This window comes from Mobiluncus sp. (assembly GCF_985070215.1).
Map to the genome: position 1 here is coordinate 1 of NZ_CFKZQR010000038.1, position 19,668 is coordinate 19,668.

Sequence of the window (19,668 nt, forward strand, 5' to 3'; positions counted from 1 at the left end):
CCCGATGACATCAACCAGCACAGCTACAAGAAATTGTAAATGTAGAGCGATAGCTCTATTGCCTTTCGGGACTACGTTCAATCAACGTATTCCGGCATTCTGTAGATGATGTGTTCGCGGGGAAGCGAGGAGCTTCCCCGCGAATCATTTTTGCAGCCAGACCTCATCATGGCGGGAGCGGCTAGGCCTCAAAGCAGCTGACCGGTCACCGGAGACAATCGCGGGCAAATACGCCCCCGTAAACGCCTTAAATCGGGGAATTTCAAAATGTTTTGCGCCGCGATGTCCGGGATGTTCCTCGAGAATCAAGCCGGGGGCATAATGGTTTTGGTCAGCCGTATTTTTGGCGAGCATGGGAGGACGATGCTAACCGACATGGAGAAAAACGCACTCGAGACGTTTAGGCCACAGGTCCAGATGCCCGCAGATTTCGTGAGTTTCTGGAGTAACACGCTACAGGAATCGCGCCAGATTCCAGTACTTGCTCAAATGCAGCGGGTCGATAGCCCGATAGAAACCCTCGAGTTCTACGATGTGACTTTCCCTGGATTTGCCGGTGAAAGCATCAAAGGCTGGCTGGCGGGGGTACCTGGATTTACGAAACGCGAGAACCAACCCCTTATCGTGGAATACCTCGGCTACGGGGTGGGACGCGGGGTCCCCGGAGAACGCATGTTTTGGCCTTCTGCCGGTTACGTGCATCTGATTATGGATAGCCGCGGTCAAGGCGGAGACTGCGGCACCGGGGGAGCCACCCCAGACCCGCACCCCGCTCCTCCACACGCCTTCGGATTCTTTACCCTGGGCGTCGAAAACCGCGAAACTTATTACTTTCGCCGTCTCATAACTGACGCTTACCGAGCCATTGACGCTGCCTTGACGCTAAACTTCATCGACCCGCGGCGAGTTTTTGTGGCTGGAGCGTCCCAAGGCGGAACCTTGGCGGCCTGTGTCGGAGCGCGGCACGAGGGCGTGAGGGCGGTACTGTCGGATTTGGCTTTGGGCAACGTGATGTATGGGGTTGGTCACAATGACCATATGCCATACCGGGAGGTGCAGCGTTATCTGCGAGCCTACCCGGACCGATACGACCAGGTCGAAACCACCCTGTCGTATTTTGATGCCGTCAATTTTGCGCGCCATGCCACGCGCCCGGCCTATTTCTCAGTGTCACTTAGCGATGAGTACGTGCCACCCGCCTGCACCTACTCAATTTTCAACGAGTGGAGCGGGGATAAAAGCATGGAAGTGTATCCCTTTAACGAACACGACGACCCCAACCTGCACCACCTGTTAAAGCAACACGCCTGGCTGGAGCAGTTTCACTAGTTTTCGATGGTGTCCCAGTCCGGGGCATGCGCTGAAAGTGGCGGCCTCCAATCGGGCGCCGATTGCGGGCCTGCCAGCAGGGCAATCTGGGCATTGACGCCTTTGACTGTGTCCAAGGCGAGTTTGCGCCCCGAGAAAAACCCGATAGCCCCGCCGATACCCAGGGGGATAAAACGCCCTACAACGTGTCCCGAAAGTTTTTTAGAAATCTTTTTCCCGGCAAACTGCGCTAAGGCCTTATTGATCGAACTCAGGGTCGCGGACGCGTTATCAGCAACTTGCGCACGCGCCCAGTTCCAGATACCGAATCCGGCCTGGTCATAGACCAATTTGCTGGCCTCATCGCCAAGTATCGCCGAGAGAACCAAAGTCTTGCGGGCTTCCAAGTTTTGGGTGGGAATGCCCGAAAGCCGCGCCATCGTCAACACGTAAAGCGCCGTGTTGGCGGCAAATACGCTCAGCTCCACCCCGGTTAAAGCGGCCCCAATAGCCAGCCCGGAGCCGGGAACCGCGGCTCCCGCTCCCACTCCTGCGGAAGCGGTTTGGGATACCCGCACGTAGCGCCGTGTCACCAGGTTCATCAGCGCGGGCGTGGAAATGCCCGGGTGTTTATCCAGCAGCCGAGCAATTGTCCACTCAATATGCCGTTCCGGTAGGGCCAATACGGCATCCAGCAGGGCATCGGTGTCTTGGGGTAGTTTCTGCATATAACCAATCTATCGCGGTGAGCACAATTTCTCGCGAGGGGGCAGTTTGTCGAGGGGCGGTTAGAACAAGGTTCCTTGGATACCCGTGCCCCGAGTATCTAGCGGTGTAGCGGATGCAGCGGGGCTGGGAGGAGTCGTGTTCACCGCAGGCTGGGGGCGGGTGGATAAGTTGCGCAGCTCGGGGCTTAAACCCGGACCGGTGTGGGGGGAGAGTCCCTGCTGATAGGCGGTGGCAGCTCCACGAGCCAGCTGGTCAACTTTCTCGTTCAGGGGGTGTCCGGCGTGGCCTTTCACCCAGCGGAAGTCTACCGTTCGCCCTGCCAGACCCTGATCTAAACGTTTCATCAGGTCATCGTTCAACACCGCTTTGCCGTCAGCCTTGCGCCAGCCCCGGCGTTTCCATCCCGGCATCCACTTGGTTACCGAGTTGATGACGTATTGAGAATCACATAGGAAATGAATGGTCAGATTAGGAATGCCAGAGGTTTGCTCCAAAAAATCCACCACTGCCATCAGTTCGCCGCGGTTGTTAGTGGACTTGGCCCAGCCGCCTGCCGCCCAACAATTTTCGTCAACGTACCATGCCCATCCGGCTGGTCCGGGGTTGCCCAAGGCAGAACCATCCGCCGCCACTGTGATTTCCATGCTCCCCATCCTAAGGGGAAACAGTTTGAAAACGACACTGAGGCTTGCCCGCTGCCGAACACGCTGAGGATTTTAACTACCCTGGGTACGTGTAGACTTAATGGTGAAAACAGAATAGTGGATCGATTGTAAAGGAATAGAAAGTGACAGCTTCAGACAATCCTCGCCCTTGGGAAAACTTGGCAGAGGAACCGAACGAAAATTGGCGCGAACGCAAAGGCGAGTCTCGCGAGAACGAAGAGGCAGGCCGCGAGTCACGCGGCGATAAACGAGATAATGAACGCAAAGGCCGCGGGGGTTTCAAAGGCGACCGTAAGGGTGGATACAAGTCAGGCGGCAAGTACGGCCGTGATGATCGCGGCGGAAAACGCGGTGGCTACTCGGGGCGCCCTCGTCGCGATAATGACCGCGACGACCGGGGGGGACGCGCCGGTCGCGATGACTGGCGGCGTGATGATCGCGGCGGCAAACGTAACTTTGAACGAGGCGGGGAGCGACGCGACTCGGGACGTTCGGGCTTCCGTTCCTCTGGCTCACAACGATCCCGCTACGATGATCGGGGGTACAACCGCAGTCATACCGGATCGGATAAACGCGGTCACGGCACTACGGGACGCTCTCGATACCTGGAAATCCCGGCCTCGATTACTTGGGATATGTTGGATAAAGAGGCTTGGTCCCGGCTCAGTCCGCTACCGAAAGAAACCGCGGAAAACGTGGCTCGGCACTTGGTCATGTCCGCGGAACTTTTCGACACGCAGCCCGAACTCGCTTATGAATATGCCCGGGCGGCCCTGAAAATGGCTTGGCGTATCGACGTGGTTCGCGAAGCTGTTGCTTTGACTGCCTATGCCTGTGGCAAGTACAGCGAAGCGCTGCGCGAAGTGAAAACTGCCCGGCGGATGAGCGGTGTCGAAGTGTTGAAATCGGTGGAAGCGGATTCGGAACGCGGTCTGGGACGTCCCGAAAAAGCGTTGGAAATCATTAAAGCTGTGAAGCCAGGGGACCTGGACCGAACGGAACATTTTGAACTCGCTCTGGTGGAGTCCTCCGCACGGGCAGATTTGGGTGAATATGAGACCGGACTGGCTGTTATTGAAGCGGCCTTGGCCCAGGTGGATCCCGATTCAGAGAGCTTTGAATACGGACGGTTGCTCAGTGTGAAGGCTGACCGGCTGCGTGAACTGGGACGGGATGAGGAAGCTGATGCCGCGCAGGCGCTCATTCCGAGGGAGCCGGAGGACGTCGAAATCCTGGATATTCAAGAAGCTGAAGAAGCCGAACAGCGGGCTAATCCAACTACCCTGCAAGGGGCGAACGTACCGCTGGCTCAGCTGTACCCGCTGTTGCTCACCGATTTGGATGGGGTGACCTGGAACGGGTCTCAGCCGGTAGACGGGGTGGGGCAAAGTATTTCTGCAGGGCGCGATTTGGGCGGAAAGTTCGTGTTCCTGACCAATAATGCGGCGCGCGTGCCGCAGGACGTGGTGGCGAAATTGGCTGCTGCCGGGGTAGAGGCCAGTCCTGATGACATCGTGACCTCGGCTCAAGATGGGGCTGCGAAGCTCAGCGAACTGCTGGAACCGGGGGCGAAAGTGCTGTGCGTGGGCGGCGAGGGCGTGCCGCAAGCTGTACAGGCGGCGGGCTTTGAAGTCGTGTCCACGGCGGATCAGGATCCTGCCGGGGTCTTGCAGGGACTCGGTTTTGAGGTGGGCTGGGCTGAGCTGTCCGAGGCCTGCTACGCCATCGCGAATGGTGCCAAGTGGGTGGCCACGAACATGGATTATGCCCTGCCGACCGAAAAAGGCCGCGGTATCGGCAACGGTTCCCTGGTGGAAGCGGTGCGTCGGGCCACCAAGAGCGAACCGATAGTGTGCGGTAAACCGGAAACCTCCATCTACGATTTAGCAATTAACCGCTGTCAGGACTACCTGATGAACAATGAGGAAATCGCCGCGGAAGTTAAAGCCAACGAAGAAGCCGCTGCTGCTGCGCGAGAGCAAGCCAGGCAGGCTCGTGAAGCGAAAGCGGATCCGGATAGCGAACCCGTAGTTCTCAGCGAAGCGGACCTGGCGAAAGAAAAAGAATTCGACCGGGTGAAAGCGGCAGAACGCAAACACCGGATTTTGAAGCGACACGCGCTGGCCATCGGTGATCAGCTGGCTACAGATATCGTCGGGGCAAACAACGCCCAAGTGGCGTCTTGCGTGGTACTGACCGGACTCACGCAGCCTCGCGACCTAGTGATGGCTCCGCCAGCCCAAAGGCCCACTTTTGTGGGGTTGGATTTGACCGACCTGACAGTACCGATTGAACGCCCGGAACTGCGTAATCGCGGCTGGTGGTACACCGAAAACACGCGGGCTCGCGTGAACGGCCACGATATTGAAGTCCGCGGCCTGGGGGTGTTGAGCGAGGACGGCACGGTCGTATCCCTAGGGGAGTTTCGCGCTATTCTGGCAGCCGTCTGGTATGCCAGGGAGCAAGGTAATCGGGTGGATTGCCCCGAGTTTAGCGTGGTTCGTGAAGTCGAACGCGACTATGGCGAGGGGGACGACCTAGACCTCGACGAAGTGGATTCACGCCGTGACGATTCCGCACCGGCAGTGGAACAGAGGACGGCAGATGATGAATAATCAGGTTCCCACTCCTGCCACGTTGAACGTCCAAGACCTGCATGATTACCGGGAAGAAATAGAAGCCGCCCATGAGGTGTCCTTGGAATCACAGTTGGAACTGCTGCAAAAGGTAGCCGCCGACCTGCAGACCGTCTTAAACGGGGATGAGGCGCAGTCAGCAAATCATGGTTAAACGCGCGAGGTTGGACACGGAGCTGGTGCGTCGCCGCCTGGCGCCCAGCCGTACCCAAGCGGCACAGATGATTACCGCCGGTCAGGTGCTGGTGGACGGTCAGGAGGCCCTGAAACCCGCCCGACAGGTGGAGTTGAGTTCCGCTATCGTGCTGCGTGACCCTGAAACGGTCCACTACGCGTCTCGGGGTGCTCACAAATTGTTGGGGGCGCTGGACTACCTGGAACTTTATGGCCCATCAACCCCGGTGATAGAAGGTGCGGTGTGTCTCGACGCGGGTGCCTCCACGGGAGGATTTACGGACGTCTTACTGCGCCGCGGTGCCGCCAAAGTGTTTGCGGTCGATGTGGGGTACGGCCAACTGGCGTGGAACTTGCGCAGCGACATCAGGGTCGTGAATCTCGAACGAACCAACGTGCGCACGCTGGATTCCGCCCTCATCGACCCGCCCGCAGACCTGGTCGTGGGGGATTTATCCTTTATCTCACTCGGTTTGGTTCTGCCGGCGCTGCAACGTGCCGCCAACCCGCAGGCGCAATACCTGCTGATGGTGAAACCCCAGTTTGAAATCGGCCGTGACAACTTGGGGCGCGGGGGTGTGGTCAGGAATCCAGACGATCGCGGACAGACTGTTAAGAACGTTGCGCGCCAGGCTCACGAGGCCGGACTGGCGGTGCTGAACGTGGCTCCTGCCGGGCTGGCCGGTCCCAGCGGTAATGTTGAATACTTCCTTTACCTCACCGCGCAGTATACGGCCCGGCAACAAAACCTGCCAGACTTGGAGGGGGAATCGTTGGACACCGCCGTTGGGGAAGCTATTGCCAGAGGGCCTCAGCCATAGACGTCTGGGTCCTAATGTCCTGGTGGTGTGAGAAAATTAAGTAAACAGAAGGGAAAGTTATGGAACAGGAAGTTCGGGGCAAGCCGGGTGGCGAGTCGCCGGAGCAGCCGCAAAACTGGGATGACACGTGTCAGGACATGGGGGGATACGCGGATTGCTGCGGGGCCAGCGAGGCCGCGCCCACTTGTGAATACCAACCTCCCAGCCCGCAGTTGGTCCAGAAATATGCACGAAAGGCCCAGTCCGGTGAATAAAAAACGAACCATTATGGTGTTTCACCACCATTACCGCCAGCCCGCTATTGTGGCGGCGGCCAGTGTCCGCGGATACCTGGAAAATGCCGGAATCACCGTAGTGGACCGCACGAGTTCGGAACCAATCGACCTCATCATCGTGCTGGGTGGGGACGGAACCATTTTGGAGGCCGCGAATATCGCCCATCGTCAAGGTGTCCCGGTCATCGGGGTGAATTTGGGCCACGTCGGGTTCCTCGCCGAAGCAGAGGAAGAAGAACTTGATGAACTTTGCGAGCGGGTGGTGCGCGGCGACTACCAGGTAGAACGCCGAATGTGTATTGACGTGGAAGTGCGTCACCCTGACGGTTCGGTGCAATCAGAATGGGCGGCCAATGACATCGCGGTGTTGAGCACCGATAAAGGCCACCCCGCACTTTTGGCTTTTGGTGTCGACGGGGAAGCGGTTTCCGAGTACGGCGCGGACGGTTTGATTGTGTCGACTCCCACCGGATCTACCGCCTATAACTTTTCGGTTGGCGGACCGGTGGTGTGGCCTGATGTGCAAGCCTTGGTGCTGTCCCCGCTGGCCGCCCACGGTTTGTTTACCCGTTCCCTGGTGCTGGGACCGTCATCGGTGCTAGAGATTCAAGTTCTTCCTCAACAGGTGCAAGACTGCGAAGTCTGGGCTGATGGGAGACGTATTTTGCCCGCGCCATTGGGTTCCTCTATTCGGGTCACCAAATCCGCTACCGATATGCAGCTGGCGCGGTTAGTATCCCTGCCGTTCTCGGCTCGGTTGGTGAAAAAGTTTGGTTTGCCCGTGGGAGGGTGGCGAGGTCGCTAATGCTGGAATCGCTGCGGATTGAGAATTTGGGGACGATTAGCTCCGTTGCCTTGGAGTTTGGTCCGGGGTTTACCGTCATTACCGGCGAGACCGGGGCCGGTAAGACCATGCTGCTGACCTCGCTGGACTGGTTGCTGGGGGCGAAAGTCGAGCCTGCCCTGGTTTCTCACGGGGCCCAAAAAGCCGTGGTGGAAGGCAGTTTCCTGGTAGATGGTGCGGCCGGGGCGGTCGTGGAAGAAGCCGGCGGGGTGGTTGAGGACGGCGTCGCCGAGGTGTCAAGAGTGGTGCCCCTAGCTTCACGTTCCAAGGCTCACCTGGGAGGACGCACGGTTCCTGCCGCTATTTTGGGGGAGTTTGGTTCCAGCTTGGTGTCGGTTCACGGTCAAGCCGCGCAGGGCCGGCTGCGCACCGAGCGAGCCCAGCGCGATGCTTTGGACGCTTATGGAGATGCCGCCCATCAGCGGGCTTTGGAACAATACCTTCAGGATTGGGAGGTTTTGAGCCTCGCCCAAAAGGCTTTTACCGAGTGGGAAACCAGCGCTGAAAAACGCGAACACCGCCGCGAAGTGCTGGAACGATTTTGTGAAGAGTTCGACAGTCTGAGGCCTGAGGACGGCGAATTCACGGAACTTAGTGCCAGCGTCGCGAAACTTTCTAACGTGGAAAGTTTGCGTGAAAACGTCGCGGCGGCGCTGGCGGCTATTGAAGCGGATTCCACCCCGGCAGCCACCGATTTGGTCGCCGTGGCCACCCGGGCTCTACAGCGGGCGACGGAAGAGGACCCGAGCTTGCAAGAGGTCGCGCAAAGCGTGAGCGGGGCCGGTTATGCTCTCGATGATGCGGCCCGCGAACTGGGGGTTTATCTGCAAGATTTGAACGCTGACCCAGAGGCGCTCCAAGAGGCGTTAAGCCGACGGGCCGCATTTACCGATTTGAGTTTGCGCTTGGGGGTGGAACCGGAACGCTTGGGCACGGCCTGGCGAGATACCGCTACGGATCTGCAGGGTTTGCAGGGCGGTACAGAGCATTTAGAGCAACTGCGCCTCGAGATGGAGTCTGCGGCGCATGCCGTAGAACAGGCGGGGGCAAAACTGCATGAGGCTCGCGAAAAGACAGCGCGTGCGCTCAGCAAGGCGATTAATGCGGAACTGGTGGATTTGGATATGAAGGACACGCGGGTCACCGTGGAAGTTCGTCAGGGGGAGCCGGGTGCCCACGGAGCCGACCGCATTGAGTTCATGCTGCGTCCCCACCCGAAAGCCCCCGTGCTGGCCTTATCCAGCGCGGCCTCCGGTGGGGAACTTTCCCGTATCATGCTGGCTCTGGAAGTGACCCTGGCGGGCAGAGGCTCCCGGTTATCCCAAGCCGGCCAAACCCTCCAGAACTCGCAAAGCACCGAGGCGCGCGGCACTTTCGTGTTCGACGAAGTTGATGCGGGGATTGGCGGGCAAGCTGGCATCGAGGTTGGGCGGCGGCTGTCGCGTCTGGCTCAGGACTACCAGGTCATTGTGGTAACCCACCTGGCGCAGGTAGCGGCATTTGGAGACTGCCAGGTACAGATTACTAAGAGCGGCGGGCAGAGCCAGATCACAGTTTTGGATCAGGAATCACGGCGTGAGGAGCTGGCGCGGATGATTTCCGGGACTAAGCTCACAAAAACGGCGCTTGCGCACGCCGATGAGTTAATCGAACTGGCTCGTGTGGGACAATCGGAGTCATGATGGCAGTGTTTCGCCGAAAACGTAATCAAAAGACAGGAGCCAGCCTGGGCGGTTTGGTGCGCATCGATACGCGTACCAAAAACCTGACAAAACGTCTGGGTGCCGGGGAAGTCGCCGTTATCTCGCACCAGGATTTGGACTGGGTCGCGGCGGAGTCGCTGAAAGCAATCGAACCTGCCGCAGTACTGAACGCGGAAAAGTCCACCTCTGGACGTTACCCCAATCAAGGACCAAAAGTCCTCATCGAGGCGGGGATTCCCCTCATTGACGATTTGGGTTCCGACATTATGAGCCTGAAGGAAGGCCAACGGGTCGAAATCCGGGACAACCAGGTATTTTGTGGCGGGAAACTCGTTGCGGAAGGGGTGCGGCAAACCGAAGAAACGAACGCCGCCAATATGGAGGCGGCGAAGGCTTCTCTGGGAGTCCAGATTGAGGCTTTCACCGCCAACACTATGGAATACCTGAAAAAAGAACGGGATTTGATTCTTGATTCTGTGGGTGTGCCTGATTTACGAACGAACTTTTCCGGACGCCAGGTTTTGATGGTAGTGCGCGGTTACAACTACAAAGAAGACCTGCTGATGCTCAAGCCTTACATTCGCGAGTATCGTCCCATCCTGATTGGGGTGGACGGCGGAGCGGATGCGCTGCTAGAGAACGGTTTGAAGCCCGACCTGGTGGTGGGCGATATGGACTCCGTGACCGATAAGGCATTGACTTGCGGGGCCGAAATCGTGGTACATGCCTATCCCAATGGGAAAGCTCCCGGCTTGTCCAGGGTGCAGGAACTCGGGGTGGACCATGTGGTATTCCCTGCGGCGGGCACGTCCGAGGACATCACCATGCTGTTAGCTGATGAGAAAGGCGCGGAACTCATCGTCGCCCTGGGGACACACGCTACCCTGGTGGAATTTTTGGATAAAGGGCGTGCTGGAATGTCCTCAACGTTCTTGACTCGCCTGAAAGTCGGCAGCAAACTCATCGATGCCAAGGGCGTTTCCAAACTTTACCGTCCCCGGATTACGAACTGGCAGATGGGCTTATTGGTTGTGGCCGGTTTGCTGGCAATGCTGGCGGCACTGGGTTCAACTACCGGCGGACAGACCTTCATAGGGTTGGTAGCTGCGAATATGGATGCCTGGTGGCATGGCCTGAGGGGCTTGATTGGTTAAAGGCGAATTTGTGAAAGTTAGATTGGAAGAAAACTTATGATTGATTTTCGGTATCACCTGGTTTCCCTGGTGGCGGTTTTCTTGGCTCTCGCGGTAGGGATTATCCTCGGCGCCGGGCCGCTGGCTGATCCCATCGGGGATACTTTGACTGGCCAGGTCGACAAGCTCCGTGAAGATCGCAATCAACTCAATGAGCAACTGACCCAGGCCCAGTCTCAAATCAATGTGCAAGACCAGACGGTAGAACAGTTCGCGCCGCGGATATTCAACGGATTCCTGCAAGGCACGGAGGTCGCCCTGGTGGTGTTGCCCGACGCTGAAGCCGAAGATGTGAAAGCCGTGAGCGAAATCGTCACCGCGGCGGGCGGCACTATCAACGCTCAGATTAACCTGCAAGAAAACTTTTTCGCCCCCGCAAAACAGGCTTACCGGGAGGCGCTTTCCGGTCAAATTAGGCAGTATCTGAGCGATACCACCCGCGCCACCACCCCGGAATCCACCCTGGCCGCCGCTATCGGTCAGTTGATTTTCAACGGCCAAAACGATTCGCTTTCGGGAATCCTGACGGTGGAAGAAACCCCCCTCATCCAAGTCGCTAATCCGGCATCCCAGCCGGCTCGCGCCGCGATTATTGTGGGTCCCGGACCGCTGGAGCCACAGAACGAGAAACAGCTGAAGGCCTTGGAAAAACGGACCAAGAACCTCATAGAGTTCGCTCAAACCCTCAACACGTTCGCCTCGGGAGTGGTTCTTTACGGTTCGGCGCAGGGCGAGAATGACCTGTTGACCAAGGTGCGGTCGGGCGGAAACCCCGTTCCCACGGTGGATAGCATCGGTACGAAAACTTCGCTCCTTTCCCTGCCTTTTGCTTTGGTGGCCCGCATGAATGGCACCGTTGGAGCCTGGGGGAGCGAACAGAATGCCTCCGCGTTGGTGCCGCCCTTTACGGAAGTCCCCGCTCCACCTGCCCCGGCTGAGGCGCCCGCCACACCGGCACCGCAGTGAGCACAGGTCAAGCAGTCCAGGAACTAAACCGGAAGGCGAGTTATGCAGATTAACTTCCAGCGCACGAATTTTCACGGCCGGAAAGTGAGCCTGTGGGGTGGGACAGCGGTTGGCATCCTGTTGCCGGTGGCTCAGATTATTTCGGGACGGGGTAATTGTGCGGCGCTGCGGGTCGCCGTGGCCGCAGCTGGCAGTGGTGCAGCGGGGTTCTTTGACGACATGTCAGACAGTGACACCACCAATAAATCTACGAAAGGTTTGCACGGTCATATTGGGGCTTTGAAAGAGGGCCGGTTAAGCCCCGGCTTGGTTAAAATGCTGGCCCTGATGGCTACGGGAGCTGTGGCAGCTCGACCCCGCCGCGATATTTGGGGCTGGATGATTCAGGCCGGAGTCATCGCCGGGAGCGCGAACCTGGTCAATCTGCTGGATCTCAGACCGGGGCGAGCCCTCAAAGTGGCGCTGTTGGGGGGTGCGGCTGGATTCTGGCCCGCTCGCAGCGGGTGCTACTGCGCGCGTCGGCGTATGGCGGCAACGAACTGTGCCGTTATCGCCGCGGCCTTGCCCTTAGACCTCCGCGAAGTCACCATGCTGGGCGACACGGGCGCCAATGCGCTGGGAGCGGCCTTGGGAGCCACCTGGTCGCAAGGAAGAACGACCCGCACCAACCTCGTGACCTTGGCTGTAATCGCCGCCCTAACCCTGGCTAGTGAAAAAATCAGTTTCTCGAAAGTCATCGACAGCCACCCGGTATTGAAAGCCGGGGACGACTGGGGGCGTCTGCCCGCATAGCGGCCGCGCAGACACGGCGCGTTACGTAAAACAGCTTGAAAGGTGCGTTAGTCGATTTGAGCAAGCGTGAGCAAACTGTCACGAACCCGGTGGCGGCCTTAGCGGGGGCGGCCGGGACAGTAGCGGTTATGACGCTAATCTCCAGAATTTTCGGTTTCGGCCGATGGTTGGCCCAAGCCACTTGGGTCGGGGCGGGTACAGTCGGCAACGCCTACGCTTCGGCGAACCAAATCCCCAACGTGATTTTTGAAGTCGTGGTCGGGGGCGCTTTGGCTTCCATCACCATCCCCCTGTTGGCTCAAGCCATTGCTGGCTCACTGAAAGACGAAGTGAACCGTCTCGCCTCAGCGCTATTTACCTGGACATTGACCCTGCTGGTTCCACTGGGTTTGCTGGTTTTCGTGGCCGCCGAACCCATCTCCGCTGTGCTACCCGTTTCAGTGGGCTCCGACATCGCTACCCAAAATGCGCTGACCGCGTATTTCCTGCGGGTTTTTGCTCTGCAGATTCCGCTCTACGGAATAGCCGTGGTGCTGGGGGGAATCCTGCAAGCCCACCATCGCTTTGCGTGGCCTGCCCTGATGCCGGCGTTTTCCTCCATCGTCACCATCGTCGCTTATGCTGCCTACGGCGCTCTCAGTGGCTCCAACCTGACCGAATACACCGCTATCGCCGCCCTGGCGTGGGGAACTACCGCGGGGGTGCTGGTGCTGAGCGTTCCGCTTTTTATTCCCGTCTGGAACGTGGGGGTGCGCCTCAAGCTCGTGTGGAGAATGCCGCGGGAGCAATTCCGTCAGGCCCTCGCTTTGGGAGCCTACGGTATCGGAGCGCTGCTTGCTGCCCAAGGTTATATGCTCGCCACGCTGTTCCTGACCCGGTGGGGTGGGGTGGAAGGCACTATCAACGTTTTTCAGTATTCCCAAGCTATCTACCTGCTACCCTATGCACTGTTCACCTTCCCGGTGGCGACAGTCGTGTTTCCCCTGATGACAAGGCATTTTGCGGCCGGGCAGACGGCAAAAGCGGGGGAGCTGGCCACCAGTTCCACTGCGTTGATTGCCGGTCTGTCTCTGTTGGGAGTCGCTGGTCTAATTGCGGTGGCGCCCGGTATGGCAGCCATTTTTGCGTGGAACCGTCCCATTCCGGGACTGGAAATGGCGGTCGTGGCGATGGCTCCAGCCCTGGTGGGCTACGCCCTGCTCTATCACCTGTCACGAGTGTTTATCGCCGTCAACCGGGCACGGCATTCTTTTTTCGCAGCGCTGCTAGGGTGGGGGATAGCCGCCGTGAGCGGGTGGCTGCTGATTCTCGTCTTGGCGCCTTCGCGCGGTAACGGCGTCGCCACGCTCATTGCTCTGGGTGTCGGCAATGCCTTGGGCATGAGCGCGGCCGGAGCCTACCTGCTGATTGTGTGGGGTCGCCTCCAGGTCGGCTCCCCGATTCAGGTGTTGAAAGCCCTGTTGATTGCCGTTCCGGGAGCTGTCTTGGGCGGAGTCTTGGGACGCCTAGCATATGCGGGAGTCACTGCCCTAGATTTGCCTCTGGGGGTACTGTGGGCAACTCTCGGGGCCGGTCTGGTGACGGTAGCCTGTGCCTTGCCGGGATTGAAAATCATCGCTACGCCCTTTTGGAAACAAACCCGCGCGGCCCGCCACGCTCCCGAAACTGTTGAAACAACTGAGAACCTTGGGAAAAATCCACCCTCGCAGAATCCTCTCCCGGCAGAACCTGAAACAGAACGTTTGGAAGAAGGCGAATCGTGAAAATAACCATGGTGATGGGCAAAGCCTCACACTCGATGGGAACTTTCGTAGCATCGCTATCGAGCACTTTGGCGGCAAAAGGCCACGATGTTCAGATTATTGCCGAACCCACCAGCGCCAAGCTGTATCGTCTCAAGAATGTTTTGCCGCTGTGGATTGTGAAACCGCGCAGACTTTTCCTGATGGGTACGAATCTGCGGCGGTTGCGCCGGGCGCAAGACGTGCTGAAAAACTCTGATGTCATTCACGTTCACGGGCTGAAAGCGGCATTGTATGCCCTGGTGCTGACCATGTTTATCCCCAATACTCCGCCGCTTTTAGTATCGCTGTACGAACTGAACGACGAACGCCGCGATACGTTCTGGCGCCAGCTGCTCTTTCGGTGGATGGATAACCGGGCTTCGCTCATTTCGGGCTCTTCGCTGCGCCTGACCGCAAAGATTGACCGGCAATCATCGGCGGATACCGACTCGGCGGTATCTTTCCTGGTCAGCCCCAGGGTAGAGAAACTCTTGCAAACCGGAATGCTCAATCGTAAGGAGCGGGTGGGCAACTGGGCCAAGCTGGCGGCCGCGGAACGGCTGCGCAACCGTGGCCAACTGGTGCTGGGGATTGGTCCGATTGAGCAAGAGAAACGTTTTGACCGGTTTGTTCGCGCTATGCAGCGGGTGACTTATCCAGCCACCGGGGTGGTTGTCGGGGATGGAGATCCCCAGCTGTTGGCGGGTCTGCGCTCCTACGGTAGCGATGCGCAGGTCTCTTTCCTGGGGTGGCGCAAGTCCCTGGACACCTGGTTACAAGCCGCGAGTGTATTGGTCATTACTTCTGAATGGGAATCGCGGGGTTTCATTGCCCAAGAAGCCATGAGCTTGGGGCTGCCGATTGTGGCTGCCCCGGTCGGGAAATTGCGAGACATTTTGCTGCCTGCAGGGGTAGCGATGGACAGTCAACAGGGTGAAAACCTGGTCGGAGGGGAACAAACCGCGGGACAGTCCAACGATCCGGAACTCGGAATCGGCAGCCTCGTGGTGGATACAGACGATGCCGAGGCAACAGCTCAAGCCATCACGAAACTACTGGCCAACCCCAGCATCTGGTACGAAAAACAAGAGTCTGCCCGGCATCGCGCCGCCACCTGGCCGACCACTGACCAGGTCGCCAGCGAATGGCTGGGATTCTACCGGCGCTCCCTGGCGGGGCAAAACCAACGGACAACCAAGAGTAGCCAGATACCACAAACAGGAGAACAAAAATGAGCTATACCCCACTGTGCTTGGAACCACCAGAGGATGAACGAACTGAATTTCCCGTGGTGGATTCTCTGGAAGTGTTTAGGGGCAAAGTTTTTTCCATGCTCACTGAACGGGTTCGCTATGGCGATGGGGTGGCAACACGAGATTTTGTGAAGCATCCGGGGGCGGTCGCCATCGTTCCGCTGCGGGAAGGTGAGGCCAGCTCTTCGGGTGAGCCGGAAGTGCTGTTAATCAATCAATACCGTCACCCGGTGGGCGCGACCTTGTGGGAGATTCCCGCGGGATTGTTGGACATTGCCGGAGAGGATCCACTGCGTGCGGCGCAGCGGGAGCTGGAGGAGGAAGCCGACTTGAAAGCTACTCGCTGGGACGTGCTGGTGGATTATTTCACCACGCCGGGCGGGTCTTCCGAAGCTCTGCGAGTGTACTTGGCTCGCGATTTAACCCTGATTCCTGCCTCGGAGCGCAGTTTTCAGCGTGAAGCCGAAGAAGCATTTATGGCGCGGCGTTGGGTAGGGTTGCGGCAGGCGGTGGCGGCGATTTTTGCGGGACAGATGCACAATCCTTCCGCGGTCGTCGGGGTACTGGCTACTGCGCTGGCGCTGGATCCGCCCGGATTATCCCCGGTTTCTTTGCGTCCGGTGTCAGCCCCGTGGTTTCGGAAAACCTCTTTGGACTAGACCCGCCCGCAGCCCCGTTTAGAAGTTGCTGGGGTTTCAGCCGGCCGCCGCTGAACCGGCCCGGCTGCAAACTGATTTTTGGCACACTGATGTTGCGCAAATTTTCCCAATAAAACCGCAGTTTGGCGTATTTTGGCAGGTTTTAAGCAATGACTCGCTTGGGAAAATATGCTAGATTTAGGAAAGTCATCGTTGATGTAAAGATTTTAACGAAGGAGGAGCGGGATGCCAGCAATCGTGGATGATCAGGGCACCCGTCAAGTCGTTCTGGACCTAATCATTGAAAAGGGTCCCATTACTGCTTCTGTCCTGGCTAATATCCTCAAACTTACCCCAGCGGCAGTTCGTCGCCACCTCATCTATCTGGAGGAGAGCGGGCAGATTGAGAACCTTGAATCGACCGGCAAGATTCGCGGCCGCGGGCGTCCGGCACGTCACTATGTGGCGACTGACGCCGGACGCGCCACGCTGCCGGATGGATACTCGCAGATGGCAAACAAGGCGCTGGACTACCTGCAGCAAGTCGCCGGCGACCAAGCTATCGAAGACTTTGCCAATCGGCATTCGCGAGAGGTCGAACGCCGCTACGCTCCGGTAGTTCACGCCGCCGGAGACGACCCACAAGCCCGGGTCGTGGCCTTGGCGGATGCGCTAGCACAGGACGGTTACGCGGCAACCGTCCGACAAACCGCCCACGGGCTGGCACTGCAGCTATGCCAAGGATCCTGCCCGGTACAGGACGTTGCCAAGTCTTATCCAAAGCTGTGTGAGGCAGAAACACAAGCCTTCTCCCGACTGCTCGATACCCATGTGCAGCGCCTCGCCACCCTTGCTGAGGGGGACCATGCCTGCACCACCTGTGTGCCGCTAACCTTGCGCAAAAATGGGGCTCTGAGCAGCATTAATGTGTTGAACGGAGGGAAGCGAAGTCGGGGGGAATAAATCAGCTAGACAGTCTCCCGGCAACTTCTAAATATCAAGCCCCGACCGGGCTAACTAGACTTAGAGAAAACCTCAAATGAAAGGATAGAGATGAGCGATGCTCTGACTGAGTCAGATCAGAAAAAGCGCGCGGATGATGAGATTATCGAGTCTATTTCCGATAAGTACGAATTCGGCTGGCATGACTCCGATGCCGCCGGACAAGCCGCGAAACGCGGCTTGGATGAGGACGTGGTGCGCTACATCTCCGAGATGAAAGATGAGCCGGAATGGATGCTGAAACTGAGGTTGAAAGCCCTCAAGATTTTTCAGCGCAAACCCATTCCGAACTGGGGTCCCGATTTGCAGTTCCTGGACTTTGACGAGTTTAAGTACTTCGTGCGGGCTGCCGATAAGGTCGCTCAATCCTGGGACGACCTGCCCGAGGACATCAAACAGACCTATGACCGTCTGGGAATTCCCGAAGCGGAGCGTCAACGCCTGGTGGACGGGGTGGCCGCCCAGTACGAATCGGAAGTTGTCTATCACCAAATCCGCGAGGACCTTGAGAAACAGGGTGTTATCTTCCTGGACACCGACACGGGACTGAAAGAATACCCCGAAATCTTCCAGGAGTACTTTGGGCGGGCCGTGCCGGCGGGGGATAACAAGTTTGCCGCGCTGAACACGGCTGTGTGGTCCGGCGGTTCGTTTATCTATGTTCCCAAGGGAGTGCAGTGTACGGTTCCCCTGCAGGCCTACTTCCGCATCAACACCGAAAGTATGGGACAGTTTGAACGAACTTTGATTATTGCTGACGAGGGCTCTTACGTACATTACGTAGAGGGCTGCACCGCCCCGATTTACCAGTCGGATTCCCTGCACGCCGCCATAGTGGAAATCTTCGTGAGAAAGAACGCCCGGGTGCGTTACACGACTATTCAAAACTGGTCGAATAACGTGTTGAACCTGGTGACCCAACGCGCCTTTTGCGAGGAGGGCGCCACGATGGAATGGATTGACGGCAACATCGGCTCGCGCATCAACATGAAGTACCCCTCGGTATACCTGCTGGGCGAGCACGCCCACGGCGAGACGCTGTCCATCGCTTTTGCCGGCAAGGGGCAGCATCAGGACACCGGCTCAAAAATGCTGCACCGGGCCCCGCACACGTCCTCGCATATTGTCAGCAAATCCATCTCCCGGCAAGGCGGGCGTTCGTCATACCGGGGTTTGGTAGATATTGCCGAAAACGCCACCGGTTCCAAGTCCAACGTGCTGTGTGACGCCCTGCTGGTGGACACCATTTCCCGCTCCGACACCTACCCTTATGTGGATGTGCGCAATGACGAGGTCGAAATGGGGCACGAGGCAACTGTTTCCAAAGTGTCCGAGGACCAACTGTTCTACCTGATGAGCCGAGGGCTCACCGAGACGGAAGCGATGGCGACCATCGTACGCGGTTTCGTTGAGCCTATCGCCAAGGAACTTCCGATGGAATACGCCTTGGAGTTGAATCGACTAATCGAACTGCAGATGGAAGGGTCGGTGGGCTAAATGACTGAAGTAACTGTGCCAACAGGCGGAGCGCTGGCCGCTCCGACCCCAACCCTACTGACTTCCACTTCCGTTGAGGATTTTCCGATGCCGACCGGGCGGGAAGAAGCCTGGCGCTTCACCCCGTTATCGCGGTTCTCCAGTTTGCTGGAAGAATCTCTCCAGGGCGGTAGCGCCAAGTTTGCGGTGGACGGTGTGGCCTTGCGTACCGACGAACCAGTCCAACCCGAGGCGGATCTGACCCTGAAATTGTCCGCAGTGGCGGGGTTGTCGCCGCTGGCTGGAGCCCCTTTCGACCGTGCTGGAGTGGTTGGCTGGAATAATATTTCCCAGACCCTCGATGTGGCGGTTACGGGTGCGGTGAGTCGACCGGTCTGGATTGACGTCACCGCCGAGGGGCCAGACACCGTCGGTCACGTGCGGATATACGCGGAAAAAGCGTCCCAAGCTACCATCGTGCTGCGTCATCGCGGCGGCGGCTCCCTGAACGAGACTTTGGAAGTAAAAGCGGAGCCGGACGCGAAACTGAACGTGGTCAGCCTGCAAGCCTGGGACGATACCGCGGTGCATATGGCGACCCAACAGATGACGTTGGGGCAAAACTCCAGCGTGAAACACGCCAACGTCACCTTGGGAGGGGACTCAGTACGCATCGCGATGGGAGTGAATCTGCCCGCAGAACGCAGCAATCTAAACCTGCTGGGTCTGTACTTTACCAACGCGGGGAAACATCAGGAACACCGGCTGTTTATCGAGCACAAGGGGCAAAAATCGAAGTCCCGAGTGACCTACAAGGGTGCTTTGCAAGGCCAGGAGGCACGCACCGTGTGGGTCGGTGACGTCGGTATCGGGCCGCAGGCTTTCGGGACGGATTCCTACGAACTGAACCGAAACCTGGTGCTGGGCAAGGGACCTCGCGTGGATTCCGTGCCGAACCTAGAGATTCACAACGGTGAAATCGAAGGGGCCGGACACGCTTCAGCGACCGGCAGATTTGACGACGAACAGCTGTTCTACCTGCAAAGCCGCGGTATCGATGCAGTCAACGCGAAACGACTGGTCGTGCGCGCGTTCTATGCGGAACTATTGAATATGCTAGAAATACCGGAACTGACTGACTACGTGTTGGAAACCGTAGATAGTCACCTGAGTGTAGGGAGTTTGCAATGAGTTTTACCAAAGTTGGCAGTATCGATGAAATCGAGCCGGGAACCGGCAAAGAAGTTACCGTGGAAGGCGTTGAAATCGTGGTTTTACGCAGCGATGAGGGAGATTTCCACGCGATGGCAAAAGAATGTCCGCACGCCGGGTTCTCCATGGTGGACGGCATTATTGAGGATGGCTGCGTGGAGTGTGCCGCGCACGGGGCGCAGTTCGATTTGGAAACC

The 19,668-nt window shown here is 58.2% G+C and carries 19 protein-coding genes; 17 read left to right on the forward strand and 2 right to left on the reverse strand.

Going from position 1 to position 19,668, the window contains the following annotated elements:
- The first annotated feature begins 363 nt into the window (after positions 1-363).
- On the forward strand, positions 364-1,329 hold the full coding sequence (locus tag AC5LBQ_RS07600) for an acetylxylan esterase (RefSeq protein WP_366125168.1): 966 nt from the start codon (positions 364-366) through the stop codon (positions 1,327-1,329).
- Here the strand turns inward: AC5LBQ_RS07600 and AC5LBQ_RS07605 are convergent.
- Positions 1,326-2,036, reverse strand: coding sequence for a hypothetical protein (locus AC5LBQ_RS07605; RefSeq protein ID WP_493265100.1), 711 nt, complete (start codon positions 2,034-2,036; stop codon positions 1,326-1,328). The two genes, AC5LBQ_RS07600 and AC5LBQ_RS07605, sit on opposite strands and share 4 nt — an antisense overlap.
- Before the next feature lie 60 nt (positions 2,037-2,096).
- Positions 2,097-2,690 (reverse strand): ribonuclease H family protein, encoded by a 594-nt coding sequence (locus AC5LBQ_RS07610; protein WP_493265101.1) that lies wholly within the window; start codon positions 2,688-2,690, stop codon positions 2,097-2,099.
- A gap of 134 nt (positions 2,691-2,824) precedes the next feature.
- Between AC5LBQ_RS07610 and AC5LBQ_RS07615 the strand changes: the two genes are divergently transcribed.
- The 16 genes from AC5LBQ_RS07615 to AC5LBQ_RS07690 all read left to right on the forward strand — a co-directional run.
- The gene (locus tag AC5LBQ_RS07615) at positions 2,825-5,317 is read left to right on the forward strand and encodes an HAD-IIA family hydrolase (RefSeq protein WP_493265102.1); all 2,493 of its coding nucleotides are present in this window, start codon (positions 2,825-2,827) and stop codon (positions 5,315-5,317) included.
- The gene (locus tag AC5LBQ_RS07620; RefSeq protein ID WP_307741749.1) at positions 5,307-5,492 is read left to right on the forward strand and encodes a thioredoxin; all 186 of its coding nucleotides are present in this window, start codon (positions 5,307-5,309) and stop codon (positions 5,490-5,492) included. The genes AC5LBQ_RS07615 and AC5LBQ_RS07620 overlap by 11 nt, the downstream gene beginning before the upstream one ends.
- A complete protein-coding gene (locus AC5LBQ_RS07625; RefSeq protein ID WP_307741748.1) occupies positions 5,485-6,333 on the forward strand; it encodes a TlyA family RNA methyltransferase in 849 nt (282 codons plus the stop codon). Before AC5LBQ_RS07620 ends, AC5LBQ_RS07625 begins: the two co-directional genes overlap by 8 nt.
- Positions 6,334-6,392: 59 nt before the next feature.
- Positions 6,393-6,587, forward strand: a complete 195-nt coding sequence (locus AC5LBQ_RS07630; RefSeq protein WP_295027185.1) for a trehalose phosphatase — start codon at positions 6,393-6,395, stop codon at positions 6,585-6,587.
- The gene (locus AC5LBQ_RS07635) at positions 6,559-7,413 is read left to right on the forward strand and encodes an NAD kinase (RefSeq protein WP_295027183.1); all 855 of its coding nucleotides are present in this window, start codon (positions 6,559-6,561) and stop codon (positions 7,411-7,413) included. The genes AC5LBQ_RS07630 and AC5LBQ_RS07635 overlap by 29 nt, the downstream gene beginning before the upstream one ends.
- On the forward strand, positions 7,413-9,134 hold the full coding sequence (gene recN, locus AC5LBQ_RS07640) for a DNA repair protein RecN (protein ID WP_493265103.1): 1,722 nt from the start codon (positions 7,413-7,415) through the stop codon (positions 9,132-9,134). The genes AC5LBQ_RS07635 and recN overlap by 1 nt, the downstream gene beginning before the upstream one ends.
- On the forward strand, positions 9,131-10,309 hold the full coding sequence (gene steA, locus AC5LBQ_RS07645) for a putative cytokinetic ring protein SteA (RefSeq protein WP_295027179.1): 1,179 nt from the start codon (positions 9,131-9,133) through the stop codon (positions 10,307-10,309). The genes recN and steA overlap by 4 nt, the downstream gene beginning before the upstream one ends.
- Before the next feature lie 36 nt (positions 10,310-10,345).
- Positions 10,346-11,314, forward strand: coding sequence for a copper transporter (locus AC5LBQ_RS07650; RefSeq protein ID WP_493265104.1), 969 nt, complete (start codon positions 10,346-10,348; stop codon positions 11,312-11,314).
- 42 nt (positions 11,315-11,356) lie between these two features.
- On the forward strand, positions 11,357-12,106 hold the full coding sequence (locus AC5LBQ_RS07655; RefSeq protein WP_295027175.1) for a beta-carotene 15,15'-monooxygenase: 750 nt from the start codon (positions 11,357-11,359) through the stop codon (positions 12,104-12,106).
- Positions 12,107-12,162: 56 nt separating this feature from the next.
- On the forward strand, positions 12,163-13,869 hold the full coding sequence (gene murJ / locus AC5LBQ_RS07660; RefSeq protein WP_493265105.1) for a murein biosynthesis integral membrane protein MurJ: 1,707 nt from the start codon (positions 12,163-12,165) through the stop codon (positions 13,867-13,869).
- Positions 13,866-15,125 (forward strand): glycosyltransferase family 4 protein, encoded by a 1,260-nt coding sequence (locus AC5LBQ_RS07665; RefSeq protein WP_493265106.1) that lies wholly within the window; start codon positions 13,866-13,868, stop codon positions 15,123-15,125. The genes murJ and AC5LBQ_RS07665 overlap by 4 nt, the downstream gene beginning before the upstream one ends.
- The gene (locus tag AC5LBQ_RS07670; RefSeq protein WP_297346930.1) at positions 15,122-15,802 is read left to right on the forward strand and encodes an NUDIX domain-containing protein; all 681 of its coding nucleotides are present in this window, start codon (positions 15,122-15,124) and stop codon (positions 15,800-15,802) included. The genes AC5LBQ_RS07665 and AC5LBQ_RS07670 overlap by 4 nt, the downstream gene beginning before the upstream one ends.
- A gap of 225 nt (positions 15,803-16,027) precedes the next feature.
- Positions 16,028-16,744 carry a helix-turn-helix transcriptional regulator gene (locus AC5LBQ_RS07675; protein WP_297346931.1) on the forward strand — a complete coding sequence of 239 codons (717 nt, stop codon included), beginning with the start codon at positions 16,028-16,030 and terminating at the stop codon, positions 16,742-16,744.
- 90 nt (positions 16,745-16,834) lie between these two features.
- Positions 16,835-18,280 (forward strand): Fe-S cluster assembly protein SufB, encoded by a 1,446-nt coding sequence (gene sufB / locus AC5LBQ_RS07680; RefSeq protein ID WP_295027165.1) that lies wholly within the window; start codon positions 16,835-16,837, stop codon positions 18,278-18,280.
- Positions 18,281-19,450 carry a SufB/SufD family protein gene (locus tag AC5LBQ_RS07685; RefSeq protein WP_493265107.1) on the forward strand — a complete coding sequence of 390 codons (1,170 nt, stop codon included), beginning with the start codon at positions 18,281-18,283 and terminating at the stop codon, positions 19,448-19,450.
- The coding region (locus AC5LBQ_RS07690) for a Rieske (2Fe-2S) protein (protein ID WP_493265108.1) at positions 19,447-19,668 on the forward strand (222 nt) is incomplete at its 3' end. The genes AC5LBQ_RS07685 and AC5LBQ_RS07690, both read left to right, overlap by 4 nt.

Bases quoted from the DNA above. Each gene is read 5' to 3' on its own strand.
- AC5LBQ_RS07655 (WP_295027175.1), top strand. From the start codon at position 11,357: ATGCAGATTAACTTCCAGCGCACGAATTTTCACGGCCGGAAAGTGAGC.
- AC5LBQ_RS07630 (WP_295027185.1), top strand. From the start codon at position 6,393: ATGGAACAGGAAGTTCGGGGCAAGCCGGGTGGCGAGTCGCCGGAGCAG.
- AC5LBQ_RS07675 (WP_297346931.1), top strand. From the start codon at position 16,028: ATGCCAGCAATCGTGGATGATCAGGGCACCCGTCAAGTCGTTCTGGAC.
- steA (WP_295027179.1), top strand. From the start codon at position 9,131: ATGATGGCAGTGTTTCGCCGAAAACGTAATCAAAAGACAGGAGCCAGC.
- AC5LBQ_RS07635 (WP_295027183.1), top strand. From the start codon at position 6,559: ATGCACGAAAGGCCCAGTCCGGTGAATAAAAAACGAACCATTATGGTG.
- AC5LBQ_RS07610 (WP_493265101.1), bottom strand. From the start codon at position 2,690: ATGGGGAGCATGGAAATCACAGTGGCGGCGGATGGTTCTGCCTTGGGC.
- recN (WP_493265103.1), top strand. From the start codon at position 7,413: ATGCTGGAATCGCTGCGGATTGAGAATTTGGGGACGATTAGCTCCGTT.
- AC5LBQ_RS07650 (WP_493265104.1), top strand. From the start codon at position 10,346: ATGATTGATTTTCGGTATCACCTGGTTTCCCTGGTGGCGGTTTTCTTG.
- AC5LBQ_RS07670 (WP_297346930.1), top strand. From the start codon at position 15,122: ATGAGCTATACCCCACTGTGCTTGGAACCACCAGAGGATGAACGAACT.
- AC5LBQ_RS07685 (WP_493265107.1), top strand. From the start codon at position 18,281: ATGACTGAAGTAACTGTGCCAACAGGCGGAGCGCTGGCCGCTCCGACC.
- AC5LBQ_RS07600 (WP_366125168.1), top strand. From the start codon at position 364: ATGCTAACCGACATGGAGAAAAACGCACTCGAGACGTTTAGGCCACAG.
- AC5LBQ_RS07620 (WP_307741749.1), top strand. From the start codon at position 5,307: ATGATGAATAATCAGGTTCCCACTCCTGCCACGTTGAACGTCCAAGAC.
- sufB (WP_295027165.1), top strand. From the start codon at position 16,835: ATGAGCGATGCTCTGACTGAGTCAGATCAGAAAAAGCGCGCGGATGAT.
- AC5LBQ_RS07605 (WP_493265100.1), bottom strand. From the start codon at position 2,036: ATGCAGAAACTACCCCAAGACACCGATGCCCTGCTGGATGCCGTATTG.
- AC5LBQ_RS07625 (WP_307741748.1), top strand. From the start codon at position 5,485: ATGGTTAAACGCGCGAGGTTGGACACGGAGCTGGTGCGTCGCCGCCTG.